Source organism: Ruegeria sp. YTSC004 (assembly GCF_059609805.1).
In genome coordinates, this window is record NZ_JBXWMJ010000007.1 from 98,108 (window position 1) to 123,382 (window position 25,275).

27 protein-coding genes are annotated in these 25,275 nt (G+C 57.2%); 15 read left to right on the forward strand and 12 right to left on the reverse strand.

Annotated features, from left to right (window positions below; all coding sequences use genetic code 11):
- Positions 1-120: 120 nt before the first annotated feature.
- Complete coding sequence (locus AC2FFP_RS13825) at positions 121-885, forward strand: sulfite exporter TauE/SafE family protein (RefSeq protein WP_496727074.1); 765 nt, start codon at positions 121-123, stop codon at positions 883-885.
- Here AC2FFP_RS13825 and AC2FFP_RS13830 read toward each other — a convergent pair.
- The 3 genes from AC2FFP_RS13830 to AC2FFP_RS13840 form a co-directional block, all read right to left on the reverse strand.
- A complete protein-coding gene (locus AC2FFP_RS13830; RefSeq protein ID WP_496727075.1) occupies positions 882-1,346 on the reverse strand; it encodes a hypothetical protein in 465 nt (154 codons plus the stop codon). The genes AC2FFP_RS13825 and AC2FFP_RS13830 overlap by 4 nt on opposite strands.
- Before the next feature lie 111 nt (positions 1,347-1,457).
- On the reverse strand, positions 1,458-1,748 hold the full coding sequence (locus AC2FFP_RS13835) for a hypothetical protein (RefSeq protein WP_058273655.1): 291 nt from the start codon (positions 1,746-1,748) through the stop codon (positions 1,458-1,460).
- 369 nt (positions 1,749-2,117) lie between these two features.
- Positions 2,118-3,716 (reverse strand): phosphoenolpyruvate carboxykinase, encoded by a 1,599-nt coding sequence (locus AC2FFP_RS13840; RefSeq protein ID WP_496767165.1) that lies wholly within the window; start codon positions 3,714-3,716, stop codon positions 2,118-2,120.
- A 348-nt stretch (positions 3,717-4,064) separates the two neighbouring features.
- Between AC2FFP_RS13840 and AC2FFP_RS13845 the strand changes: the two genes are divergently transcribed.
- From AC2FFP_RS13845 to AC2FFP_RS13875, 7 genes are read left to right on the forward strand one after another with little or no spacing between them, the layout of a single operon-like run.
- Positions 4,065-4,769, forward strand: coding sequence for a response regulator transcription factor (locus AC2FFP_RS13845; protein WP_496727077.1), 705 nt, complete (start codon positions 4,065-4,067; stop codon positions 4,767-4,769).
- Between the two features lie 32 nt (positions 4,770-4,801).
- On the forward strand, positions 4,802-6,511 hold the full coding sequence (locus tag AC2FFP_RS13850) for a sensor histidine kinase (protein ID WP_496780119.1): 1,710 nt from the start codon (positions 4,802-4,804) through the stop codon (positions 6,509-6,511).
- 3 nt (positions 6,512-6,514) lie between these two features.
- A complete protein-coding gene (locus AC2FFP_RS13855; protein ID WP_496844440.1) occupies positions 6,515-6,985 on the forward strand; it encodes an HPr kinase/phosphorylase in 471 nt (156 codons plus the stop codon).
- Positions 6,970-7,863 carry an RNase adapter RapZ gene (gene rapZ / locus AC2FFP_RS13860; protein WP_496844441.1) on the forward strand — a complete coding sequence of 298 codons (894 nt, stop codon included), beginning with the start codon at positions 6,970-6,972 and terminating at the stop codon, positions 7,861-7,863. Before AC2FFP_RS13855 ends, rapZ begins: the two co-directional genes overlap by 16 nt.
- Positions 7,860-8,252, forward strand: coding sequence for a PTS sugar transporter subunit IIA (locus tag AC2FFP_RS13865; RefSeq protein ID WP_170561187.1), 393 nt, complete (start codon positions 7,860-7,862; stop codon positions 8,250-8,252). Before rapZ ends, AC2FFP_RS13865 begins: the two co-directional genes overlap by 4 nt.
- A gap of 17 nt (positions 8,253-8,269) precedes the next feature.
- Positions 8,270-8,539: an HPr family phosphocarrier protein gene (locus AC2FFP_RS13870; RefSeq protein ID WP_058273259.1), complete on the forward strand. Its 270-nt coding sequence runs from the start codon at positions 8,270-8,272 to the stop codon at positions 8,537-8,539.
- A gap of 39 nt (positions 8,540-8,578) precedes the next feature.
- On the forward strand, positions 8,579-9,478 hold the full coding sequence (locus tag AC2FFP_RS13875) for a lysophospholipid acyltransferase family protein (RefSeq protein ID WP_496727082.1): 900 nt from the start codon (positions 8,579-8,581) through the stop codon (positions 9,476-9,478).
- A 72-nt stretch (positions 9,479-9,550) separates the two neighbouring features.
- On the opposite strand, the gene AC2FFP_RS13880 is transcribed toward AC2FFP_RS13875, so the two are convergent.
- The gene (locus AC2FFP_RS13880) at positions 9,551-10,426 is read right to left on the reverse strand and encodes a 3-hydroxybutyryl-CoA dehydrogenase (protein WP_058273257.1); all 876 of its coding nucleotides are present in this window, start codon (positions 10,424-10,426) and stop codon (positions 9,551-9,553) included.
- 162 nt (positions 10,427-10,588) lie between these two features.
- Here AC2FFP_RS13880 and AC2FFP_RS13885 point away from each other — a divergent pair, with 162 nt between their 5' ends.
- Positions 10,589-11,410, forward strand: a complete 822-nt coding sequence (locus tag AC2FFP_RS13885; protein ID WP_496881163.1) for a DUF6473 family protein — start codon at positions 10,589-10,591, stop codon at positions 11,408-11,410.
- 60 nt (positions 11,411-11,470) lie between these two features.
- On the opposite strand, the gene AC2FFP_RS13890 is transcribed toward AC2FFP_RS13885, so the two are convergent.
- The 6 genes from AC2FFP_RS13890 to AC2FFP_RS13915 form a co-directional block, all read right to left on the reverse strand.
- Complete coding sequence (locus AC2FFP_RS13890) at positions 11,471-12,400, reverse strand: electron transfer flavoprotein subunit alpha/FixB family protein (RefSeq protein WP_496737205.1); 930 nt, start codon at positions 12,398-12,400, stop codon at positions 11,471-11,473.
- Positions 12,400-13,158 carry an electron transfer flavoprotein subunit beta/FixA family protein gene (locus AC2FFP_RS13895; RefSeq protein WP_058278923.1) on the reverse strand — a complete coding sequence of 253 codons (759 nt, stop codon included), beginning with the start codon at positions 13,156-13,158 and terminating at the stop codon, positions 12,400-12,402. The genes AC2FFP_RS13890 and AC2FFP_RS13895 overlap by 1 nt, the downstream gene beginning before the upstream one ends.
- A gap of 264 nt (positions 13,159-13,422) precedes the next feature.
- On the reverse strand, positions 13,423-13,995 hold the full coding sequence (locus tag AC2FFP_RS13900) for a cob(I)yrinic acid a,c-diamide adenosyltransferase (RefSeq protein ID WP_058278922.1): 573 nt from the start codon (positions 13,993-13,995) through the stop codon (positions 13,423-13,425).
- A 3-nt stretch (positions 13,996-13,998) separates the two neighbouring features.
- Positions 13,999-14,199 carry a twin transmembrane helix small protein gene (locus AC2FFP_RS13905; RefSeq protein ID WP_496740307.1) on the reverse strand — a complete coding sequence of 67 codons (201 nt, stop codon included), beginning with the start codon at positions 14,197-14,199 and terminating at the stop codon, positions 13,999-14,001.
- Between the two features lie 80 nt (positions 14,200-14,279).
- Entirely contained in the window at positions 14,280-15,107 is an 828-nt protein-coding gene (locus tag AC2FFP_RS13910) for an SDR family NAD(P)-dependent oxidoreductase (protein ID WP_496767163.1), read from the reverse strand.
- A 69-nt stretch (positions 15,108-15,176) separates the two neighbouring features.
- Positions 15,177-15,803: an SH3 domain-containing protein gene (locus AC2FFP_RS13915; protein ID WP_496844443.1), complete on the reverse strand. Its 627-nt coding sequence runs from the start codon at positions 15,801-15,803 to the stop codon at positions 15,177-15,179.
- 202 nt (positions 15,804-16,005) lie between these two features.
- On the opposite strand from AC2FFP_RS13915, the gene AC2FFP_RS13920 reads away from it, so the two are divergent.
- The 3 genes from AC2FFP_RS13920 to tuf all read left to right on the forward strand — a co-directional run bounded on the left by AC2FFP_RS13920 (position 16,006) and on the right by tuf (position 20,334).
- The gene (locus AC2FFP_RS13920; protein ID WP_496881164.1) at positions 16,006-18,354 is read left to right on the forward strand and encodes a DNA topoisomerase IV subunit A; all 2,349 of its coding nucleotides are present in this window, start codon (positions 16,006-16,008) and stop codon (positions 18,352-18,354) included.
- A 97-nt stretch (positions 18,355-18,451) separates the two neighbouring features.
- On the forward strand, positions 18,452-19,045 hold the full coding sequence (locus tag AC2FFP_RS13925; protein ID WP_496740310.1) for a hypothetical protein: 594 nt from the start codon (positions 18,452-18,454) through the stop codon (positions 19,043-19,045).
- A 113-nt stretch (positions 19,046-19,158) separates the two neighbouring features.
- The gene (tuf, locus tag AC2FFP_RS13930) at positions 19,159-20,334 is read left to right on the forward strand and encodes an elongation factor Tu (protein WP_496767160.1); all 1,176 of its coding nucleotides are present in this window, start codon (positions 19,159-19,161) and stop codon (positions 20,332-20,334) included.
- Between the two features lie 93 nt (positions 20,335-20,427).
- Here tuf and AC2FFP_RS13935 read toward each other — a convergent pair whose 3' ends face one another.
- The gene (locus tag AC2FFP_RS13935; RefSeq protein WP_282120772.1) at positions 20,428-20,769 is read right to left on the reverse strand and encodes a RidA family protein; all 342 of its coding nucleotides are present in this window, start codon (positions 20,767-20,769) and stop codon (positions 20,428-20,430) included.
- A 474-nt stretch (positions 20,770-21,243) separates the two neighbouring features.
- Between AC2FFP_RS13935 and AC2FFP_RS13940 the strand changes: the two genes are divergently transcribed.
- On the forward strand, positions 21,244-22,551 hold the full coding sequence (locus tag AC2FFP_RS13940; RefSeq protein WP_496881165.1) for a tetratricopeptide repeat protein: 1,308 nt from the start codon (positions 21,244-21,246) through the stop codon (positions 22,549-22,551).
- A 25-nt stretch (positions 22,552-22,576) separates the two neighbouring features.
- Here AC2FFP_RS13940 and rpe read toward each other — a convergent pair whose 3' ends face one another.
- Positions 22,577-23,266: a ribulose-phosphate 3-epimerase gene (gene rpe / locus AC2FFP_RS13945; RefSeq protein WP_496699750.1), complete on the reverse strand. Its 690-nt coding sequence runs from the start codon at positions 23,264-23,266 to the stop codon at positions 22,577-22,579.
- 164 nt (positions 23,267-23,430) lie between these two features.
- Here rpe and phnC point away from each other — a divergent pair, with 164 nt between their 5' ends.
- Complete coding sequence (phnC, locus tag AC2FFP_RS13950) at positions 23,431-24,252, forward strand: phosphonate ABC transporter ATP-binding protein (protein WP_496699749.1); 822 nt, start codon at positions 23,431-23,433, stop codon at positions 24,250-24,252.
- 65 nt (positions 24,253-24,317) lie between these two features.
- Positions 24,318-25,220 (forward strand): phosphonate ABC transporter substrate-binding protein, encoded by a 903-nt coding sequence (phnD, locus tag AC2FFP_RS13955; protein ID WP_496881166.1) that lies wholly within the window; start codon positions 24,318-24,320, stop codon positions 25,218-25,220.
- Positions 25,221-25,275 lie beyond the last annotated feature (55 nt).

Here is a 25,275-nt window from a genome sequence, read left to right on the forward strand (position 1 = left end):
CTGGTCATATCATGCTGCACGTGCAGCGCAACAAAAATACGTATTACGTTGCGAAAAAGTTCTAATATTTCTCGAGCGTTTTTGCAGTGCAGCGCCCGTCAGGAATGATATCAGGGGGCCATGACATTGTTTTCTTTATTACCTCCACAGGATCTTCTGCTGGCTCTGAGCGTTGCGTTTCTGGCAGGGTGGGTCAAAGGTATCGTCGGTTTTGCCATGCCGATGGTTATGGTTTCAGGGTTGAGTGTCTTTCTGCCGCCCGAGTTGGCCATCGCGGGTCTGATCCTTCCGACACTGGTAACTAATGTCTTTCAGGCTTTGGGACAGGGTGTTTCCGCGGCCGTGTCGTCGGTCAGGGAGTTTCGTATATTTCTGATTGTGGGCTTGGTGTTCCTTCTGGCCGGAGCCAAGCTGGTCACTTTGGTGCCGACATCGACCTTCCTGTTGATGATCGGCGTTCCAATCACCTTCTTTGCCTTGATCCAGGTCCTGGGTGTGAAACTGGTGCTGAAAGAACCATCGGCCCGTGTTGAGGTTCTCATTGGGGCCGTCGCAGGATTTGTGGGCGGTATGTCTGGTATTTGGGGGCCGCCAACGGTGGCGTACCTGACGGCCCTGAACACACCGAAAGCCGTGCAAATGCGGGTACAGGGGGTTATCTATGGGCTGGGCGCAATTGCCTTGATGGTCGCCCATATGGGATCAGGTATCCTGCGGGCCGACACGGCGCCGTTCTCGGCTGCTCTGATCGCTCCAGCAGTGATCGGGATGTGGGTGGGTATGCAGTTGCAATCGAGAATCGATCAGGCGTTGTTTCGCAAAGTAACTTTGGTTGTGCTGTTGGCCGCTGGATTGAACCTGCTGCGCCGCGGTCTGATGGGTTAAGTTCTGCGGTCCATATACCGAAACGCGAAGTAAAGCCCCAGCATCAGGAAAAACAGCCCTGAGATATCGCCGATCAGAAAGGCGATGTACTCTACCCCTGCGCTGCCAAAACTCATGTTTGTCATAGCGGATGCCAAGAACGACGTGATCACGCCGACACCCATGACGCACAACCAGCAGGGTTTGCGATCGGGTCTGGGGAACAAGTCCCAACCTGCCCACTTGAGCAAGTAGAACACGGTGGGAACCGTTGTGACCGCGATGACAATTGCCAACAAGCGGCTGGGCAAAAAGACATCCGCACCCCCCAGGAATGCAAAGACTGCAAAGACGCCCGGCAACAATGCGAAAATCGCACGCCACCCTAATAGCCACGCCGCCAGGACCCGAACCCCGTGAGGTAGGAACAGCAGGCTGGCCCGGCTTGGATATTCCGGAAAGAACACGTTTTGCAGCGGCATCAAGACCTCAAAGGTGAGGAATGATGCAACTATGTAAGCCAGTGAGGCGAAGAAAGTGTCAGAGGCCCATCTGCGCACGATGATTAGCCATCAACACGCAGGTTGGCGGTGTCACCTGGGCGCATGTACGATATACCGCCCCCGGTTGGCATTGCCGCTTTGGGACAGATAGCCCTTTTGAACCAGCGATTTCAGCGCGCGGAAGAATGTCGGGCGCGAGACGCTCTGAACAAGGGTGTGCTCGATCAGACCGAAGGTGCGGACTTCTTGATCGGCTTTCGACAATTCTTCGGCCGCGTAGTAAATGTCACGCTCAACCGGAGAGAGTTGTTCCAGTCCAAGGGTCCGTTCCATACTTTGCATCAGTTTGCGAAGTTCGGTCAGTTTCGAGATTTCCGTCATTTGCCTACCTGTTGTTTTCCTTGCCGCCTTTCGCGCTGGAGCGAAAGTTAGAAACTCGCTGAAACAGAATTTTTCCAGCATGTCTCATATTGACACCCATCCCCGATGGATTAAACTAGATACCTGATTAGGTTGCTCAAATCGCGAATGTGAGTGCGCGCTTATTGAGTGTCCCCAAGGTCTTTTTACTTCCCGCCCGGTGCGCAAGCGCCGGGCTTTTACGTCATAATGACACAGTGAAGTACTGCAATCTGCTGCAGCGGGCAATGAATTTGTATATGCTTGGTGCATTATACAACCACAGGAAGATTGCAGAAAGGTTACTCGCCCGGAGAAAAGAAAAGGGGCGAAAACCGCCCCCTTTGGATATCAACCGATTGCTACGGCTTTGATGTCATCATCAATAAAGGGCAGGTACTGCTCAAAGTTCTCTGCAAACATCTGCACCAGTTTTTCCGCTTGCTTGTCGAATGCGGCCTGATCATCCCAGGTGCGGCGCGGATCCAGCAGAACTTCGGCCACACCGGGCACGGAGACCGGGACGTCAAATCCGAAATTGGCGTCCTTGCGGAATTCGGCGTCGCGCAGCGATCCTTCCAAGGCAGCTGTCAGCAACGCGCGGGTCGCGCGGATTGGCATACGGCTGCCGACACCATAGGCACCACCTGTCCAGCCAGTGTTCACCAGCCAGCAAGTCGCACCATGCTGGGCGATCTTGTCGCGCAACAGGTTGCCGTATTCTTCCGGGCGACGCGGCATGAAGGGCGCGCCGAAGCAGGTTGAGAAGGTGGGCTGAGGCTCGGTGACGCCACGCTCTGTACCCGCTACTTTCGAGGTGAAGCCCGACAGAAAGTGATACATCGCCTGTGCTGGGGTCAGCCGCGCGATCGGAGGAAGGACACCAAATGCGTCACAAGTCAGCATGATGATGTTCTTGGGATGCCCACCCAGCGCGCTGCTCGAGGCGTTCGAGATATACTCCAGCGGATAGGCGCAGCGCATGTTTGCAGTCAGCGAGTCATCCTCGAAATCCAATTCCTTGGTTTCGGGGTCAAAGACCATGTTCTCGATCACAGTACCGAATTTGCTGGTGGTCGCGTAGATCTCCGGCTCGGCTTCGGCGTTCAGATTGATGGTCTTGGCATAGCAACCGCCTTCGAAGTTGAAGGTGCCGCGATCCGACCAGCCATGCTCGTCATCGCCGATCAACGTGCGGGCAGGGTCTGCCGACAGGGTGGTCTTGCCAGTGCCGGACAGGCCAAAGAACACCGCGGTGTCGACCGGGTTGCCAACGGCGTGGTTGGCCGAGCAATGCATCGGCATTACGCCTTTTTCGGGCAGCATGTAGTTCAGCAGGGTGAAGACAGACTTTTTGTTCTCCCCCGCGTACTCGGTGCCGCCAATCAGGATCAGCTTGCGGTCGAAGTTCAGCGCAATCACGGTCTCACTGTGGCAGCCATGCTTGGCCGGGTCGGCCTGGAAGCTGGGGCAGTTGATGACGGTGAAATCTGCAATGAACTCTTCCAGATCTTCGCGATCCGGACGGCGCAGCAAGTGGCGGATGAACAGGTTGTGCCATGCCAGTTCGGTGACCATGCGCACATTGATCGAATAGGCGGGATCGGCGCCGCCGACAAGATCCTGCACAAAGTAGTCACGGCCCTTCATATGCTCGATCATATCGGCATACAGCGCGTCAAACCCTTCGGGGGTCATCGCGGCGTTGTTTTCCCACCAGATTGTGTCGGCAACACTGTCGGTTTTGACGACGTGTTTGTCCTTGGGCGAACGGCCGGTGAATTTGCCGGTGGTGACCAGGAATGCGCCGCCATTGCCAAGAGTGCCTTCGCCGCGCTTCAGCGCTTCTTCGATCAGCGCCGGTTCCATGAAGTTGTAATAGACATTGCCCAGACCCTCGATGCCCTGATCTTCGAGGCGGAATTGCGGGTTAACCCGTCCAGATGTCATGCGTTTCTTCTCCTGTGGCGGCGCGTCGGCGGTTGGGCCGGGGGGCGCACTTGGGGCAGTATACCGGGAAAAACCGGCGGATGGGCGGGTCTTAACATGGTCGTTTGGGGCATGAACAGGACGGTTTGGCGCAGTTAGCGCAACCAAGTTAAAGTTTAGCGCCACCACTAATTTCCTGTCGGAAAACAAGGCGTTTTTCCGCGCGCATTAACGGCTTTTTTGCCGCATCTGTGTGACAACAATCTCACGATTCGCAGATACGGATTGATTCGCGGCCATAAAAACGACAAAGATGCCCTACTAATAAGCGAATTATTGCGTGAGTGAGCAGGAATAGGGGTTAACCCGATGTCGAAGATTGCATTGGTGGACGACGACAGAAATATTCTGACGTCCGTATCCATGACACTCGAAGCCGAAGGGTTCGAGGTTGAAACTTATAATGATGGGCAGGCGGCGCTGGACGCTTTCAACAAGAAACTGCCTGATATGGCTGTTCTGGATATTAAGATGCCGCGGATGGATGGGATGGATCTGTTGCAGCGGCTGCGGCAGAAAACTCAGATGCCGGTGATATTCCTTACCTCCAAAGATGACGAAATAGATGAGGTTCTTGGCCTGCGCATGGGCGCGGACGACTACGTCAAGAAACCCTTTTCCCAGCGTCTTCTGGTTGAACGCATCCGCGCGCTGCTGCGCCGGCAAGAGGCGACAACTGGCGATGTGGCAACCGCCAACACAGGTGACGCCAAGGTTATGGAACGCGGCGATCTGCGGATGGATCCTCTGCGCCATGCGGTCAGCTGGAAGGGCTCGGACGTTTCTTTGACCGTAACCGAGTTTCTGTTGTTGCAAGCGTTGGCTCAGCGACCGGGCTTTGTCAAAAGCCGCGATCAGCTGATGGATGTAGCCTATGATGATCAGGTCTATGTGGATGATCGCACGATCGACAGCCACATCAAGCGACTGCGCAAGAAAATGCGCGCCGCAGATCCTGAGTTTTCGGCGATCGAAACACTGTACGGAATTGGGTACAGGTACAACGAAGAATAGGCGTGGCCAAAAACTAGGGGTAACCAAGTCTCGTGCGCGATACGGAACAAGCCAGCGAATTGCGGGACGGTGATGTCGTTCTGGGGGATGATTGGGTCATCCCGCAGGATCCCGAGTCAGCCGAACTTCGGCACGCGCGCCGCCGCCGCGGCTTGTTTGCAATGCGCGGCTCGCCGCTTGCGCGCAAGATCATCACGCTCAACCTGATCGCCTTGGTGATCCTTGTCACCGGGTTGCTGTATCTGGACGATTCCCGTGATGAGCAGGTTCAGCAGACCGCGCGCAATCTGATCGGGGATGCGCAGTTGGTCAGCAACGTGTTCGAAGCACAGTTGCGCCAGACAGCATCCGGCCTGTCACAGGATGCCGGCACACTGGACGTAAAGGACACGCTGGAGGGCCTTACATTGCCCCAAGGGGGCGAGGTCTTTGTCTATGACGAACGGGGAACTCTGATTGGATGGGCGCGTGGCGCAGCATCCGAGCAGGCGCTGTTGGCGTCCGAGTCCGAGGTTCAGACCGGCAGTACCTTGATCAGCGACGCCTTGAACGCCGTGTGGACGGGCTTGTCGCGTGTGTTCTCCGCCACAGAACCCAGCGAAGCGCCTACCCTGGCGCAACGGGTACAGACCATAGTTCCCGGCGCGCTGCAGGGGCAGATGCAGGTGCAGGCCGTCAAGGATGACTTTGGCGAAACGGTCATTGTTGCAGCCGCCCCGATCCTGCAAGATGGCGTCGCGGTAGGGGCCGTTGCCATGGCCGGGCCATCCGGAGAGATTGACGCCCTCGCCCGTCGCGAGCAGGAGCGCATCCTTCAGATGTTTGTTGTCGCGCTTCTTGTGTCGATCGGACTAAGCCTTGTTCTCGCCTCAACCATCGCAAACCCGTTGGCGGATCTTGCGGCGGCCGCCGAACTGGGTAAGGACCGGGGCGCCGGAGTGAACCCCGGCCGTATCCGCATCCCAGACCTGACCGCGCGTCCGGATGAAATCGGTCTGCTCAGCCGCGCGCTGCGGGGTATGGTCACCGCGCTTTATAACCGAATTGACGCGAACGAACAGTTCGCCGCTGATGTCGCGCATGAGATCAAGAACCCTCTGGCCAGCCTTCAGTCTGCCGTGGGCACGTTACGAATGGTCAAACGCGATGACCAACGTGAAAAGCTGATGGGTGTGATCGAACATGATGTTCGCCGTCTGGACCGTCTGGTCAGCGATATCTCGAACGCGTCCCGTCTGGATGCCGAACTGGTCAAGGAAGAAGAACAGCCGTTTGATCTGGTGAAGCTGGTTGGCAATATCAGCCAGTATCTGGGTGAAGATGCGCGGGCTAAGGGCATCGACTATATAACCGATCTGCCGTCCAATCCGATCATAATCAACGGGCTGGAGGCGCGACTGGCGCAGGTCTTTGTCAACCTGATTACCAATGCCACCTCGTTCTGCGAGGACAGCGATGCGATCCGTGTCTGGGTCCGACGGCGCGAAAACAGGGTGCTGGTCGTGGTCGAAGACACCGGCCCCGGAATTCCTGAACAGGCCCTGACAAAGGTCTTCAAAAGGTTCTATTCCGAGCGTCCCGCTGAACACTTCGGAAACAACTCGGGCTTGGGGCTGGCAATATCAAAGCAGATTGTCGAAGCACATGGTGGTGTGATCTGGGCTGAAAACATCCGACCAACCGACGCCGATATCACCTCGGACCCGCTGGGTGCGCGATTTGTTGTCGGGTTGCCTGTGTAAATTATGAACGCCCCGTCAATTTATGATTTGGAAGAACAGGACAGTGCCATACTCCACGCCAGTTGTGTGGCTGTCGGCGGGCGCGGTCTGCTGATTGTTGGCGCGGCAGGGGCGGGAAAATCCGCGCTGGTCTTGCAGATGATGGCGCTGGGTGCCGAACTTGTCGGTGATGACCGCGTGGCTTTACACAATAGCGGCGGTGAAGTGACCGCTGATGCGGCCCCGAATATCCGCGGCGTTGTTGAGGCCCGCGGTATCGGATTGTTGCGCGCGCCACCCGTAGGACCCGTGGATTTGCGATATGTGGTGGATCTGGACCAAAGGGAAGAAGCACGTTTGCCAGATCCGATCTCGATCCGAGCCCTGAGGCAAACAATCCTCTTGCTTCGCGGTAGCGGCGTCCCCAATTTGGCTTCAGCATTGATGCAACTGATGAAAATGGGGCGCGTAAACCCGGAATGGCCCAGCAAATGAAACAACAGCGGCGGATCGTTTTGATCACCGGTCCTTCGGGCGCTGGGCGGACGACGGCGATCCGTGTGCTTGAAGATTTGGGGTTCGAGGCCATCGACAATTTGCCGATGGGCCTTTTGATGCGCTTGTTGGACGGTCCGGAAAACGATCGGCCCATGGCATTGGGCATCGATGCCCGAAATCGCGATTTCTCGACCATTGGGTTCATTGATCTTGTTATGCGGCTGCGGCGGACCGAGCAGGTCGAGCTTACGGTTCTCTATCTTGATTGCCGAAACGAAGTGCTGCTGCAGCGGTTCTCGGAAACCCGAAGACGCCATCCCGTTGCGGCCAACGCAGGTCCTGAAGCCGGTGTGCTGCAGGAAAAAGAGCTGTTGGCCCCGATCCGTGAAATTGCCGACATTCTGATCGACACCAGCCAGATCAACGTTCACCAGTTGCGCAAGGAGGTCGAGCATTGGTTCGCTCCAGAAGGCGGCCGACATCTGGCGGTATCCATCGAGTCTTTTTCGTACAAACGCGGCTTGCCGCATGGGTTGGACATGGTTTTTGACTGCAGGTTTCTGGCCAACCCCTATTGGCGTCCGGAATTGCGGGCCGAAGATGGTCGAAACCCGGACGTGGCGCGCTATGTACAGTCTGACGCGAATTACGCGCCGTTTTTCGACCGCGTTGTCGATCTGCTGAAATTGTTGTTGCCCGCTTACCGCGCCGAAGGCAAAGCGCACCTTTCGGTGGCATTTGGGTGTACCGGAGGGCAACACAGATCGGTCGCAACCGCAGAAGCGGTCGCAAAGGCCCTTGCACAGGAGGGGCAGCAAGTGGCAATTAGGCACCGCGAAATGGAACGTCGATCGTTGAATGAGAGGCCGGATTGATCGGGATCGTACTCGTAGCACATGGCGGGCTGGCTCAGGAATATCTGGCCGCAATGCAGCATGTTGTCGGAAAGCAACCGGGCCTGGCCGCAATCTCGATCGAGGCTGACCACGACCGGGAAGCCAAGCAGTCGGAAATCTGCACCGCCGCTGACGGTGTGGATGTCGGCGACGGCGTGGTTGTTGTCACGGATCTGTTTGGCGGCAGCCCGTCGAATCTGAGTCTGAAGGCCTGCACCCCGCAGGACCGCCGTATCCTCTACGGTGCAAATCTGCCTATGCTGATAAAATTGGCCAAAAGTCGCCACCTGCCGATCGGGGATGCGGTTCGGCGGGCTATGGAGGCTGGACGCAAGTATATCAATGCCCAAAACGTGACGTTGGATTAAGACCGGATTGATTAAGAATGACCAACCGAAGCTTGAAAATAATCAATGAAAAAGGCCTGCACGCCCGCGCCTCGGCTAAGCTGGTCGAAGTGGTCGAGGGGTTTGACGCCCAGGCAGAGGTGTCCAAAGACGGGCTTTCTGCATCAGGGGACAGCATCATGGGTCTTTTGATGTTGGCAGCGTCTCGCGGAACGACTATTGACGTCGAGACGTCCGGACCGGATGCTGAGGCGTTGGCGGATGCATTAGAAACCCTTGTGAACGGAAAGTTCGGGGAAGGGTTCTGATCCTGCCAGTCGCGATACGAAGAACGGGAAAACCAGGAATTGGCGCAAACGACGCACGAGACCAAGACAGGCCCGGTGGTGGACGGGGCAGAAGATCAGGGCGAAATCTATGATCGCAGAACCCTGACCTACGCGAACTCCTTCGACGATGTCTGGACGTCTACAGCCATCCGCGCCATTGAATGGTGTACGGGTAAGCTGACTATCCTGCGGATGGTCAACAAGTTCGAGAAGAAGAACGAATACTATCGCGGCCAGCGGTTCTGGGGCGGCGCGCTTGAGGTTATGGGCATCAACCTCACTACTCCGAAGGAACAGTTTGCAAATATCCCGAAAACCGGACCCGTAGTTGTCGTGGCCAACCACCCGCATGGCATGGTCGACGGTATGATTCTGGCGGAACTGATCGGACAGGTTCGCAATGACTATCGTATCTTGACCCGTTCTGTCCTGACCGGGTTGGACGAGGCGGCGACCTCGTTCATGATCCCGGTTCCCTTTCCACACGACCCCGAAGCGCAAACCAAAATGCTTGAGATGCGCGGCAAGGCGATGGAACACCTGAAGGAAGGTGGCGTTGTTGCTCTGTTCCCGTCAGGTGTGGTGATGTCCTCGGACGACTGGTTCGGTCCTGCGCAAGAGCAGGAATGGAATGTGTTTACCGCCAAGATGATCCGCCGATCTGGCGCGCAGGTGGTTCCGATTTTCTTCCCCGGCAGCAATTCGCGCGCCTATCAGATTGCCAACAAGCTGTCGCCGATCTTACGGCAGGGGCTGCTGTTGCATGAGATCGTCCGCTCTTGCAACAAACCGCAATCTCCGGTGATTGGCGAACCGATTTCGGACGAGGAAATGAAGCTGTTGGAAAGTGATCCGCGCGGTTTCATGGCGTGGCTAAGAAAGCGCACAATGGCGCTTGGTAAATCACGCAATCCCTGATCCGCTCTTCATCTGGCTGAAAAAATCCCGGGGGTGAACCCGGATGAAAGCCGGTCGAGGGGGCTGGCCCCTCTAGCGCGTTGGGACCGGAGTTTCACCTCTGTAGTCATAAAACCCGCGTTCGGTCTTGCGGCCCAACCAGCCGGCTTCGACGTATTTCGTCAACAGTGGACAAGGCCGGTACTTGGTGTCTGCCAATCCGTCATGCAACACGTTCATGATCGCCAGGCAAGTGTCCAGCCCGATGAAATCAGCCAGTTCCAGTGGCCCCATCGGGTGGTTTGCACCCAGCCGCATCGATTGGTCAATCGACTGCACGCTGCCGACCCCTTCGTAGAGGGTGTAGACAGCCTCATTGATCATCGGCATCAGAATGCGGTTCACGATGAAGGCTGGGAAGTCTTCCGCGCTTGCTGCGGTTTTGCCAAGCCGGTCCACAACCGCCTTACACGATTTGAACGTCTCTTCATCCGTGGCAATCCCCCGGATCAGCTCGACCAGCTGCATCACGGGCACCGGGTTCATAAAGTGGAACCCCATGAAGCGTTCCGGCCGATCCGTTCGGCTGGCCAGGCGGGTAATCGAGATTGAGGACGTATTGGATGTCAGAATCGTATGGGGCAGAAGATGCGGCTGCAGGTCTTCGAAAATCGCCTGTTTGATTGCTTCCCGCTCGGTTGCGGCTTCGATCACCAGATCGGTCTGACCCAACTGGGGCAGCTCCAACGTCGTGTTGATCCGGCTCAGCGTGGCTTGCATCATTTCGTCCGAGATTTTGCCTTTTGAGGCCTGACGGGCCAGATTGCCTTCAATCGTCGCCACGGCGCTGTCCAGCGCGTCCTGCGAGACATCGTTCAGCAGAACGTCATACTCCGCCAGCGCCAGAACATGAGCAATGCCATTGCCCATCTGACCTGCGCCAATCACTCCGACCGATTTTACATCCATGTTCAGGTGCCTTTGTGTCTCGGGATACGGCGACAGTATCGACAGATCGGGGCGGGCGGCAAGGGGATCCGACTGTTCGATTTTGCTTCAAATGCGCACATTAGGATTTTCTCAAGACTTGCGGCTGCAAGATGGCAACCGGGTAAAAAATGGGTGAGTGATATGAGCTATTATCAAACAGGCTCGGGGGGACCTGGGCATGAGGTATGCCAATATGACGGATCGCGGCTGTGGTTTCGTGGCGCTCGGCGTGTTCTGGATCAACCTTACGCGGCCTGCGTCGGCGGGGATGAGACATTTGGGCGATTCGTCGACCGACCATTCTCAGCTATTCTCGAAGACGGGCTTGAAAGACGCGTTCTGAACTTTGGATGCCTGTTCAGCGGCGTCGATGCGCTGTGCGATGATAGGGGGTTATGCGATTTGCTAAGAGGCGCAGATCTGTGCGTCATGCAGGCGCCAAGGCTTCTTGGACAGTCCAACCATTTCTATCGCGTTCATTCCAGGCGCAATGACCGATTTCTGGCGCCAACGAAGGATTTGATCAGTCTGTATCCCGAAATCGACTTCACCGAGGTTCATTTCGTGCGCCACCTGATGAGCTGCCTGGAAAAGGTTCGCGACGCACGCATCGAAGTTGTTCTGGACGAATTGCGCCGAAACTGGGTTCGGAAGATCGGTAAATTTCTTCAAAGCCTGGAAATTCCGGTGATCCTCTTGCGCCTACACGTCCTTCGAGGAGAACTGGGCGCGCATCATATTGACAGCGCTAATGTCGGCGTAACGGATCAGATGATCAAAACCGTTGGCAAACCCTGCGCGGATATCGTCGACGTCAAAACACATGTGTGCGGCCAGTCTGATGAGATCGAGGATATGTTGTTCGGCACACTGCAACAGCCAATGGCAGAGCACATGATTGGCCCAGCTGCCCATCGGGCGATTGCGGCAGCTTTGATGGGGCCTATACGCAATTTGCATTAAAAAAGGCCCGCCAATTGGCGGGCCTTTCCAAAATTCGCGATGAAAAAGCTAGACCAGCGGTTAGCCGAGTTTCTCGGTCAGTTCAGGCACGGCCTGGAACAGATCTGCAACCAGTCCGAAATCCGCAACCTGGAAGATCGGCGCTTCTTCGTCCTTGTTGATCGCAACGATGACTTTCGAGTCTTTCATACCAGCCAAGTGTTGAATCGCGCCCGAGATGCCGATCGCGACATACAGATCGGGTGCAACAACCTTACCGGTCTGACCGACCTGCCAGTCGTTCGGTGCATAGCCCGAGTCCACGGCGGCGCGCGATGCGCCAACAGCGGCGCCTAGCTTGTCAGCAAGACCTTCAATCAGTTTGAAGTCCTCTTCCGAGCCGACACCACGGCCGCCCGAGACAACAACGCCAGCCGAAGTCAGTTCCGGACGGTCGCTTGCGGCAACCTTGTCCTCGACCCACGAAGACAGGCCCGGGTTTTCGCCGACTGAGATGGTCTCGACAGCGGCCGAGCCGCCTTCGCCAGCCGCGTCAAAGGACGCGGTACGGAAGGTGACGACTTTCTTGGCGTCGTTCGATTTGACGGTCTGGATCGCGTTGCCCGCGTAGATCGGACGCTCAAAAGTCGAGCCGTCAACCACGCCGGATGCATCCGAGATCACCATCGCGTCCAGCAGGGCTGCAACGCGCGGCATCACGTTCTTGGCGTCGGTGGTGGCAGGCGCAACGATGTGCTCGTAACCATCAGCCAGACCCACGATCAGGGCCGCGGTCGATTCAGCCAGGCGGTGACCCAGCGACGCGTCTTCGGCAACCAGTACCTTGGACACACCGTCGATCTTGGCGGCGGCCTCACCGGCAGCAGCGGCAGAACCGCCCGCGGCCAGAACGGTGATGTCACCCAGTGCCTTTGCGGCAGTGACAGCCTTGGCGGTGGCGTCCATCGCCAGTTCGCCGTTGTTGACTTCTGCGAGAAGAAGAACAGCCATTACACAGCCCCCGCTTCTTTGAGTTTCTCGACCAGCTCATCAACCGAGCCGACGACGATACCAGCAGCACGTGCCGGCGGCTCTTCGGTTTTGACAACTTCCAAACGCGGTGTGACGTCGACGCCGTAATCGGCGGCGGTTTTCTCGTCCAGCGGCTTTTTCTTCGCCTTCATAATGTTCGGCAGAGACGCATAGCGCGGCTCGTTCAAGCGCAGGTCAACAGTGACGATGGTCGGCATCTTGACGCTGATGGTCTGCAGGCCGCCGTCTACTTCACGGGTGATCTTGGCGCTGTCGCCTTCGATGTCCAGCTCGGACGCGAAGGTGCCTTGCGACCAGCCCAGCAGGGCCGACAGCATCTGACCGGTAGCGTTCATGTCGTTGTCGATCGCTTGCTTACCAGCCAAAACGATGCCGGGTTGCTCTTCCTCGACCACTTTGGCCAGGATCTTGGCAACGGCCAGCGGTTCGATGTCTTGATGGACGTCATCGGCGGCAACAACCAGAATGGCGCGGTCAGCGCCCATGGCCAGTGCGGTGCGCAGGGTTTCCTGCGATTGCTTGACGCCAATCGAAACCGCAACGATTTCGTCAGCCTTGCCTGCTTCTTTCAGGCGAATCGCTTCTTCCACAGCGATTTCGTCGAACGGGTTCATCGACATTTTGACATTGGCGAGATCAACACCGCTACCGTCCGCTTTCACGCGAACTTTCACATTATAGTCAATCACGCGTTTGACAGGCACGAGTACCTTCATTTTGCGCTTGCTCCTCACAAAAAACGGTAAGCCGCGAAGCGACTCCACCAATGCTCTCGGGGGACTGAATAGCGTCTCAGTTCACGCTGCAACAGGGCAAAATCGTCACGTCATGAACTTGAGACGTCGCGTTTCATGTATTTTGACGCAACGGCGTGAAATTTTATTGCTTTGGTGGCCGGTGCCAGAGCTTTGGGCCCCACCCGTTTGGCTGGAGATTTGCTTTGTTGGTCGGTGCAGGGTTCGCCGGATCCCGCGTCGCCTTCAGCGGTTCGCGCCTGGTACCCACAAAACGTCCGCAGTGCCGTTTTCGTTGGCGCAGCGGGCGGCGACAAAAAACCAGTCACTCAGACGGTTGAGGTATTTTACCGCGACTGCATTCACGGGTTCCATGTTGGTCAGCTCGACCGCCAGACGTTCGGCGCGGCGGGATACGGTTCTGCAGACATGCAGATTCGCTGCCAGACGCGACCCGCCGGGCAAGATGAAGCTGCGCAGCGGCTCTAGCGTTTCGTTCATCACGTCAATCTCCGCCTCCAACCGATCGATCTGAGATGCAACGATGCGCAGGGGCGGGTAGTCCGCCTCGGCGTCTTTTTCCATGTCGGGGCGACAGAAATCTGCGCCCAGATCGAACAGGTCGTTTTGAATGCGCGCCAGGGCGGCATCGACGTCGCCTTCCGCCTCGGTCCGAGCAACGCCAACAAAAGCGTTCAGTTCGTCAACGGTCCCATACGCGGCCACGCGACCAGAATACTTGGCGACCCGTTCGCCGTTGCCCAGCGCAGTTTTTCCATCATCGCCGGTGCGGGTGTAAATCTTGTTCAGAACGACCATTTATTAAACTCCTTGTCCGCGCAGGTAGACGTAGAGCACGATCAGCACCACGGCAATGAACTGGAACAGGATGCGAAGGCGCATCATCTTGTTGCTTTTCATCGCAGCAGCTTTGCCGCTTTTGCCGAAATTGGAGATGCCGATCGCCAGCACGACGACGACCGCCGCCATGGCCAACAGCAAAATGACCATCAAAAGGTCCATAAGCACACCGTCCGCGTTTCTTGTTTCGTTAGGCTATCATCTAGCCTCATGTACATGAAAAGCGAACGGGTAATTTCGCCTCAGACGTCCGACAGAATGCGGTCGATGGTGCGGGTGGGCAAAAGGCGGCGCAGATACCCGGCGATGTAGGTTGGCGTGGTGACATAGTAGCGCGCGCGCGGCCTTTTTGATCCAACCGCATGGGCCAGCTTGTCGGTCACCGCTGATGCAGGCAGTTCGAAACGATCCGGGCCTGAGGATTCGTACAGTCTTTTCAACAGAGAAGCCTCGTATTTTTCGCGCAGGGCCGAGTTCTCCCAGTTGATGAAACGTTCAAAGAAGGGGATCGAATTCTCGCGGATTTTCGACGTGATTGGGCCGGGTTCGATCAGAATGGCCTTGATGTTCGTTCCGGCAAGTTCCAGACGCAGCGTGTCGGTAAGGCCTTCAATGGCATATTTTGTGGCGACATATGCGCCGCGCCATGGAAAGGCCACCAGGCCCAGAACCGACGAATTCTGAACGATTCGCCCATGTCCTTGCGCGCGCATGACTGGAATCACCAGCCGTGTCAGTTCATGCCAGCCAAAAAAGTTGGCCTCGAATATCACACGGAGCCCTTCGGTCGGCAGATCTTCAACTGCGCCGGGCAAGCCGTGCGCTCCGTTGTTGAACAGCGCATCCAGCGTACCTCCGGTGGCCTCAAGCACTTCGGTCAGGCCTGATGCGATACTTGCGGCGTCGGTATAGTCGATGCGCGGGCTTTCAAAGCCTTGCGCGCGCAGCCGGTCGCAATCACGCTGCTGGCGGCAGGATGCAAAGACACGCCAGCCGCGCGCACGCATACCGTGTGCCGCGTCCAGGCCGATGCCGGACGAGCAGCCGGTGATAAGAATGGTTTTCTGCATGATCTTCCTGACCTTCAATTCAGGCCAAAGCTATTGCGAGGTGAGGGTCAGGACAATGACGGTGCAGCGTCAGTTTTGAATTTTTCGAACCAGTGAGGCTGAAATCCAACCGACCTGTTGCGCGGGTAACACGCGCAGGCGCAGCCAGCCGGTTCCGGAATCGCTCAGCACCTCGACTTTCTGTCCGATGGCCGCTTTGCCGACAATTGGGTAAATGGTACCGGGTCCATCGCGCATGTTCACCCGCGTTCCCGAGATTTCGCGGATGTCTTTTTCAGGTTCGGGAATCGCCGCAGCCTCTGATGTTTCCGGCAGGGGCGCTTCATCGATCTGACGCAAACCCGCTACGCCGTCTTCCAGCGAAGCAAGCGTGATGTTTGCGCTCTGATCATCGAACACCGAAATGCCGGACAAAGACTGAAGGCTGGCTGGTTCGGCCACGATCTGCACGATCTCTTCGGTTTCAGGTTGGGGTTGTGCGCGCACCGTCGGTGCCCGAACGGCCACATTGGTCACAAGCTCTTCGGTCACAAGCTCTTCAACCCGAGCGGGTGCTACTGCTGCAGGTTGGGATACAGAGGCAACGCGCACAGGTTGATCGCTCCGCAAGCCGCGCGGTTCGAAATTTGGTCCACCGCTCATAACGTAAAAACACCAGCCAAGTGCAGTGAAAGTCAGAATAATAAGGCGCGTCATGGCGCATCCCCCAGGTCAATCGTTAGGTACAAGAAATCGGCAGCAGGCTAATGAAGACAGCCTACCATATTTCGGGGTCCGAGTCGAAAACCGGGGGAATTCCGGGACTTGTCTCCCCCTGTTGCAAAAAGCGCGACTTGTCCCCAGCAAAATCTAAGCTGATTGCTTTACCCGCGCGCGCTTGCGGCGTATCACATCATATATGAACGATACGATCGACGACCCCAATATGGAGGCCCCCGACAATGGGGGCGAGGTAGCGGAACCGCTGCGCCGCGCAATTGGTGAACGCTATCTAACCTATGCGCTGTCCACTATTATGCACCGGGCCTTGCCTGATGCGCGCGACGGGCTGAAGCCGGTACACCGGCGAATCCTCTATGCGATGCGCGAGCTGCGCCTGAACGCAACGGGCGGGTTCCGAAAGTCCGCTAAGATTTCCGGCGATGTGATGGGTAACTATCACCCGCATGGTGATGCCGCGATCTACGACGCGATGGCGCGTTTAGCGCAGGACTTCAACGTCCGTTACCCGCTGGTCGACGGGCAGGGGAACTTTGGCAATATCGACGGCGATAACCCGGCGGCTTCGCGATACACCGAGGCTCGGATGACCATCGTGGCCGAAGCGCTGCTTGAGGGTCTGAACGAAGACGCCGTCGATTTTCGCGACAACTATGACGGCACCCTGACCGAGCCGGTTGTGTTGCCGGCGCAGTTCCCGAACCTGCTGGCCAATGGCTCCAGCGGTATCGCGGTCGGTATGGCGACGAACATCCCACCGCACAATATCGCCGAACTGTGCGATGCCTGCCTGCATCTGATCAAGACACCGGATGCCCGCGACGACACACTGTTGAACTATGTTCCTGGTCCGGACTTTCCGACCGGCGGTGTAATTGTTGAGCCTCCCGAGAGCATCGCACAAGCGTATCGCACCGGGCGCGGTTCGTTCCGCCTGCGGTGTAAGTTTGAAGTCGAGGATCTTGGGCGTGGCCAGTGGCAGATCGTTGTCACCGAAATTCCTTATCAGGTTCAGAAATCGAAGCTGATCGAAAAGATCGCCGAGCTGATCCAGACCAAGAAGATCCCGATCCTCGCCGACGTGCGTGACGAATCCGCCGATGACATCCGTCTGATCCTCGAGCCGCGCTCCAAGAACGTGGACCCCGAGGTGCTGATGGGCATGCTCTACCGCAACTCGGATCTTGAGGTGCGGTTCAGCCTGAACATGAACGTGCTGATCGACGGCGTGACGCCCAAAGTCTGTTCGATGAAGGAAGTGCTGCGCGCCTTCCTTGATCACCGGCAAGAAGTGTTGCTGCGCCGCTCGCGTCACCGTATGGCCAAGATCGACCACCGGTTGGAGGTGTTGGAAGGCTTTATCGTCGCCTTCCTGAACTTGGATCGTGTGATCGACATCATCCGCTATGACGACGACCCCAAGGCCGCGCTGATGCGCGAGGATTGGGGCATCGACCATGTCCGCGCCACCAGCGAGGCCGACTATGTCTCACCCAAGCCGGGCGAGGGCGAGCTGTCCGAGGTTCAAGTCGACGCAATCCTGAACATGCGCCTGCGCAGCCTGCGCCGTCTCGAAGAGATGGAGCTGGTCCGCGAACGTGACGCGCTGATGTTGGAACGTGCCAATCTCGAAGACCTGCTGGCTGATCCGGTCCTGCAATGGGCAAAGATATCTGAGCAGTTGAAAGAGACCAAGAAAACCTTTGGCAAGGACTACGAGGGCGGTGCCCGCCGCACCCAGTTCGCCGAGGCAGGTCAGGTCGAGGAAGTGCCGCTTGAGGCCATGATCGACAAAGAACCGATCACGGTCGTGTGCTCTCAGATGGGGTGGATTCGCGCCATGACCGGTCACATCGACCTCAAGCGCGAGCTGAAGTTCAAGGACGGCGACGGGCCACGGTTCACTTTCCACGCCGAAACCACTGACCGTCTGCTGGTGTTTGCTTCGAATGGCCGATTCTACACGGTCAGTGCTGCGAACCTGCCCGGCGGGCGCGGTATGGGCGAACCGCTGCGCCTGATGGTCGATCTGCCGAATGAGGCACAGATCATCGACATCCTGATCCACAAGCCAGGGCGCAAGCTGTTGGTGGCGTCAGACGCGGGTAACGGTTTCATGGTGCCCGAAGATGACGTGTTGGCCCAGACCCGCAACGGTAAGCAGGTGCTGAACGTCAAAGCTGACGAGACGGCGATGATCTGTAAGCCCGTATCGGGCGATCACGTCGCGGTTGTGTCGCAGAACGGCAAGTTCTTGGTGTTCCCAGTGGAAGAGCTGCCCGAAATGGGTCGCGGTAAGGGCGTACGTCTGCAGAAATACAACATGGCGCGCGGTCGGCAGGGCACACTGGAACTGGATGGTGGCCTGTCCGACATCACCACCTTCAATTGGGAAGAGGGCCTGAAATGGTCCATGGGTGGCGACAAGACCCGGCACGAGGCGGACATGTCACAGTGGCTGGCCAAACGGGCCAGCGTTGGGAAAAAAGCGCCTTATGGTTTCCCACGCGACTATAAATTTTCGTGAGTAAGCGCGCTTGCAAGTGGATTTCTGCCGATACGGCATGGCACAAGCGGTATCGTTGCGCTAGATCAAAGAAAAACAGGCATATCGAGACGAGAAAATGTTGCGAGCTTTGACCCTGATTACCGGACTGGCCCTGATGGGCGCGTGCACGCAGACACAGGTTTACGAAGAGCCTGAATCGCTGGGCGAATTCAAACTGCGCGTCAACTACGCATTTGCCGAAAAGGCCCGGCAGGGGCCGGTGTCGCGGGATGCGACGCCCAAAGAGTGGGAAGACGCCATTCAGAACGCCGTGAATATTCGGCTTGGCCGATATGAGGGCGCTCAGGAATACGACATTGGGATCAGCCTGGAAGGCTACATGTTGGCACCTCCGGGTGTGCCCGTGATCTACAATCCCAAAAGCACGGCAATTGTCCTGGTTAACGTCTATGACGTGCGCAAAAAAGAGTTCCTGGCCAAAGGAAAACAGTTTCAGGTGCTAGAAGACACGACCGGTGAAAGTGCACTCACGGGATCTGGTCACTCGCGCACCAGAGAAGAGCAAATGGATGGCCTGGCGCTCAAGGTTGCCGATCGTGTCGAGGAATGGCTTGCCGAGGAACACAAGGACAATGGCTGGTTTGACCGGCGCCCGGACTTGATCCAGCCGCTGGATTCCGTCGAGGTCACCCAAAATCCGGCGTCTTAACCAGCTTTTCACGCAGGATGTGCTTGATTTTCCCCTTTGAACCAAATATCTCGCGCGCGCAGATGTAACCACGGGACTAAGGGTCCCCCAAATCGCAAAAGGGCGCCTGAGGAATGGCAAAGGAAAAGTTTGAGCGTAATAAGCCGCACGTCAACATCGGCACGATTGGCCACGTTGACCACGGCAAGACCACGCTGACCGCAGCAATCACCAAGTATTTCGGTGACTTCAAAGCGTATGACCAGATTGACGGCGCGCCTGAAGAAAAAGCACGTGGCATCACCATCTCGACCGCCCACGTGGAATACGAGACCGACAACCGCCACTACGCGCACGTCGACTGCCCCGGCCACGCCGACTACGTCAAGAACATGATTACCGGTGCCGCTCAGATGGACGGCGCGATCCTGGTTGTGAACGCAGCTGACGGCCCGATGCCGCAGACCCGCGAGCACATCCTGCTGGGCCGCCAGGTTGGCATCCCGAAGATGGTCGTGTTCATGAACAAAGTTGACCAGGTTGACGACGAAGAGCTGCTGGAACTGGTTGAGATGGAAGTTCGCGAACTGCTGTCCAGCTACGAATACCCCGGCGACGACATTCCGATCATCGCAGGTTCGGCTCTGGCGGCGATGGAAGGCAACAAGCCGGAAATCGGCGAAGAGAAGATCCGCGAACTGATGGCGGCTGTTGATGATTACATCGACACCCCTGAGCGTGAAGTTGACAAGCCGTTCCTGATGCCGGTCGAGGACGTGTTCTCGATCTCGGGTCGTGGTACCGTTGTTACGGGTCGTGTCGAGCGTGGCGTGATCAACGTTGGCGACGAGATCGAAATCGTCGGCATCCGCGACACTCAGAAAACCACCTGTACCGGTGTTGAAATGTTCCGCAAGCTGCTGGATCGCGGTGAAGCGGGCGACAACATCGGCGCCCTGCTGCGCGGTATCGACCGTGAAGGCGTTGAGCGTGGTCAGGTTCTGTGTAAGCCGGGTTCGGTTACACCGCACACCAAGTTCGAAGCCGAAGCCTACATCCTGACCAAGGAAGAAGGCGGTCGTCACACTCCGTTCTTCGCGAACTACCGTCCGCAGTTCTACTTCCGTACAACTGACGTGACCGGCACTGTGACCCTGGCAGCTGGCACTGAGATGGTTATGCCCGGCGACAACGTTGGCTTCACCGTCGAGCTGATCGCACCGATCGCGATGGAAGACGGTCTGCGTTTCGCCATCCGCGAAGGCGGCCGCACCGTCGGTGCCGGCGTCGTCTCGAAAATCATCGAGTAAGTCGCACCAGCGAATATCCAAAGAAAGGGCGTCCCTCGGGACGCCCTTTTTTTGCATTCCTGCTATGGTCAGCGCGCCTTGCGCGGAAAGGAATTAGTCGTAGGCCGCGTCGACGATGAATTCCACCTTTAGCTCGGCGCGGGCCAATTTGGCCTCGCCGCAAGCCCGCGCGGGGGCGTGGCCCTTTGGAACCCAGGCATTCCAGACCTCGTTCAATCCGGCAAAATCTTTCATGTCCGCCAGCCAGATCGTCACGCGCAGCATCTTTTCGCGCGATGAGCCAGCCTGTTCGAGAAGGGCGTCAATCTTCTCGAGGCAAATCCGGACTTGTTCCTGAATAGTCTCGCCCTCGGCGACTTGCCCGGTCAGGTAGGCCACTCCGTTGTGTTTCACAATTTTTGAGGACCGTTCGCCGGTGTCGATGCGTTCAATCATGGGGGTATTCTCGTTTTTTAGTGTCGGATACGGTCGTTCATGGTCACAATCCACCCTGTATGGCAAACGGAAACCGTTTGAGTGCGTTTCAGAGAAATTTAATACGCAGAAAAAAACGTGATCAGAAAGCGCGTGGACCTATCTCGCATTCGTGCCGCCTCGAGTGCTTGTCTTTGCCACCTTCCGTTCAAACGCGCACAGGCTTTTCCATCCCGGCGCTGAGTGGCCTCGGCGTGGATTGTAGAAGCCGTTGATACCGAAAACAAAATTGCCAGCGCCAACCCCGCAGCCCTTCCGTATGTTCTCTGAAAATCTGCAGGCGATTACTTTCGGCACACAGGCGAAGTATTTGGCCGCGTCAACCGGGGCGGCCTTTTTCTTTTCACAATTGTCAGTATTCTGGCGGCAGACATTCAGATTTTCGGTAACATGATAAAATCGTTAACTAAATTCACCGGGTTTTCCCTAACAGCAATGATCGCAGTCGCTGGCGTAGGGCAGGCCAAGCCTTTGCTTACGAATTCACAGGAAACCTATGTTTCCGCCTGCCTGGATCAGAGTGACACGCCAGAGCGTATCATCGAAATCTGCCAACACGGGCTGGGTGGTGTCGGTGCGTCTGATCGGCAGCGTATTGAGATGTTGGATAAGCTGGCATGGGCCTATTATGATCTCGATGATATGGATCAGGCCGATGACGCGTTTGCCGAAATTCTGGCCTTGAATCCCGATGCCGAGCTTGGGCTGCAGGGGCGGGCGTGGGTGCATTACAATCGCGATTATTACGCGGCTGCGAGTGCGTTGTTTAGGCAAGCCGTATCGCGCAAGCCCAATGCAAGCAACATGGCTGGTCTGGCCGCCAGCGCGCGCCGGGCCGGGCAGATGGATTTTGCCGATTTCGAAGAGATGATGCAAACCGCTCTGGCCTTGAACCCGGAATACACTTGGGCGATGCGGGAACTGGCCTGGAAATTGGTGGACCATCACCGGCAGGACGAAGCGCTGAGCCTGTTCAGAACCGCCAGCGAACTGGATCCATATGATCCATATGCGGAATACGGCGTCGCCTTTCTGTTGTCCGAGCAGAACGATTGGGAAGCTGCGTTTGACCACGTAAGTCGGGCATTGGAACTGAAGCCGGATTTCGTGACCGCATTATCGCGCCGGTCCCTTATCCTGCTGATGCTGGATCGGCCCAAACAGGCATTGAAAGATGCCGAAGCGGTGATTGAGGCCGAACCTGATGACACGGACGGCTACGTGCGAAAGGCGCGGGCGCTGTCAGACTTAGGCCAAAGATCACAGGCGCATGAGGTGTTGGAGCTGGCGGAAAGCCGGGTGGGACCGGGTAGTTATCCGCTTTATTGGCGGGCCAGCCTGTTGGCGGACGACCTCGAGTATGAAGCCGCTCTTTTCCACATTCGACGCAGTGTCGCGCTTGAGGGTGCCGACCGCTTTGACCACCGCCTGCATGCGGATATCGCGTTAGGGCTGGGGTACACGGATGAAGCCCGTGATGCCATTGATCAGGCGCTTGGTCTCTATCCCGATGGAGAGTTTGAGCAGTATTCGAATGCGCTGGTGCTGCTGGCCGAGGACAGGTTCGATGCAGCAGAAAGCATGTTCGATTCTGCCACCGCCGCAGGCCTGCACCAGGACTACCTTGGCGACTTTCTGGCCGCTTTGGTGGCCGAGGGGCGGTTCATGCAAGCGATCAAGATGCGTGCTCGGTACAAAAACCGCCAACCGGATGCGACAAGTGACGCGCAACGTTCGAACTAGCGCGTCACTTCTAATGCAGTGATGTTTACGAGGTCGCCGATTCCGCCGCGCTACGCACCGCTTTGATGTTTGCGCCGTAGACGTCCGGGTTATCGACCGAACCGCCCTTGAATACGGCTGAACCTGCGACCAGCACATCCGCACCAGCTGCGGCCACCAGCGGGGCCGTCTTGGGGTCGACGCCACCGTCAATCTCGATATGGATCGGACGGTCTCCGATCATCGACCGCAGTTTGCGAATCTTGTTGGTCATGTCGATGAATTTCTGGCCGCCAAAACCGGGGTTCACTGTCATGACGCAAACCAGATCGGTCAGGTCCAGCAAGTGTTCAACCGCGTCGGCCGGGGTGCCGGGGTTCAACGCAACGCCCGCCTTCATGCCAGCGGCGCGAATCGCCTGCAAAGTACGGTGGGTATGGGCCCCGGCCTCGACATGTGCAGTCAGGATATCGGCGCCTGCATCCGCGTAGGCCTGAATGTAGGGATCAACCGGCGCGATCATCAGATGCACGTCCATGACCGTTTTGACATGAGGGCGGAACGCTTTGACGGCGGGCGGGCCAAAGGTCAGGTTGGGCACGAAATGGCCGTCCATGACGTCGATATGGACCCAATCCGCCCCCTGGGCTTCGATGGCCTGAATCTCGGCACCGAAATTGGCGAAATCTGCGGACAGGATCGACGGGGCGATCTTGATGCTGCGGTCAAAGCTCATGAATGGCCTCATATGGATAGCGTGTTGGCACAGCGTATAGCGGCGATATGCGCCAATGGGTAGGCCCTCGGTGCGCAGGGGTGTTTACAAAACTTTCACTGTGCCGACACAAAGCCGTTGAATCCCGCCTGTAGCTGGTCGCCAACACGAATTGGGGGTGGCACGTGCTGCGGATAGAAAAACTGACCAAGCGCTTTGGCGACAACGTGGCCGTTGATGCAGCGACGCTGGATGTAGACAAGCCATGCATGATTGGCATCATCGGGCGGTCCGGCGCGGGCAAGTCGACGTTGTTGCGGATGATCAATCGTCTGACGGATGCAAGCGACGGCGAGATCCTGTTTCAAGGTCGTGATATCACCAAGCTGAAAGGCCGTGATAAACGCGCATGGCAGGCTGATTGCGCGATGATCTTTCAGCAGTTCAATCTGGTGCCGCGCATGGATGTGGTGTCGAACGTGCTGCATGGCACGTTGAACCGCCACTCGACACTGGCGACCATGTTTAACCTGTTCCCGATGGAAGATATCCACCGTGCGATTGATATTCTGGATCGCCTTGGCATCGCCGCGCACGCGCCCAAACGCGCCGAAGCGCTGTCGGGTGGTCAGCAACAGCGCGTCGCCATCGCGCGCGCCCTGATGCAGGACCCTAAGATCATTCTGGCGGATGAACCCATCGCCTCGCTGGACCCGATGAACGCGCAGGTGGTGATGCAGGCGCTGCGCCGCATCCACGAAGAAGACGGCCGAACCGTCATCGCCAACCTGCACACGTTGGATACCGCCCGCCGCTATTGTGACCGCGTCGTCGGTATGCGCGACGGACGTATCGTTTTCGACGGGTTGCCCGAGCAGCTGACAACTGGCGTGGCCCGCGAAATTTACGGCGCCGACGCCAGCTTCTCGGAAGAGGCAACTTCGACCCAGATTGAAACACTCGACGCGACCTCAAAAGCGTTGATGGAAGCCGAAGCGACCATCTAGGCCCAATTCACCCCTTTCATCGACCGGCCGATGAAAGGCCGGCGCATCAAACCGGAGAGAGACAGATGAAAAAACTGATTGCCGCCCTGGTGGCCACAACTGCAATAGCCGCGCCAGCCATGGCGCAAGAGATTTCCGAATTCCGCATTGGTATTCTGGGCGGAGAAAACGCACAGGACCGTCTGAGCAAGCAGGAATGCTTGCGCGAGCAGACTGAGGACCTGCTGGGTGTCGAGACCAAGCTGTTCGCGCCCGCCGATTACAATGGTGTCATTCAAGGGCTGCTTGGCGGCACCATCGACATGGCTTGGCTGGGTGCATCCGGCTACGCCAAAACCTACCTGAGTGATCCCGAAGCGGTTGAGCCTGTTCTGGTCAAGGTCAACACCGATGGCAGCTATGGCTACTATTCGATCGGATTTGCCCGCAAGGACAGTGGCATTGCCTCGTTGGAAGACATGAAGGGCAAAACCTTCGGCTTTGGCGACCCCAATTCGACCTCGGGCTTCCTTATCCCGTCAATCGAAATTCCGCAGGCCACCGGTGCAACCATGACCTCGGGTGATTATTTTGGTGAAGTCAAATTCACCGGTGGTCATGAGCAGACTATTGTGGCCGTAAACAACGGTGACGTCGACGGTGGCGTGACATGGGCCGACGGTCTTGGGGACTGGGAAGATGGCTATCAGTCCGGCGCACTGCGCCGTGCCGTGGATGCCGGTCTGGTCGACATGAACGATCTGGTCGAGATTTGGAAATCCGCTCCGATCCCTGAAGGCCCGTTTGTTCTGCGCACCGAACTGCCCGAGGATGTCAAAATCAAGATGACCGGTATGCTGGCCTCGATGAATTCGATTGATCCGGACTGCATGTACAACGTTCTGGGCGGTGAATCCAAAGGCCTTATGCCGATCACCCACGACGCCTACGAAATCATTATCGAAGCGCGCAAGCTGAAGTCCAACTAAGTCCGTAAGCACAATGATCGGGGTCCGGCGCACAACCGGACCCCGTTTTTCCACT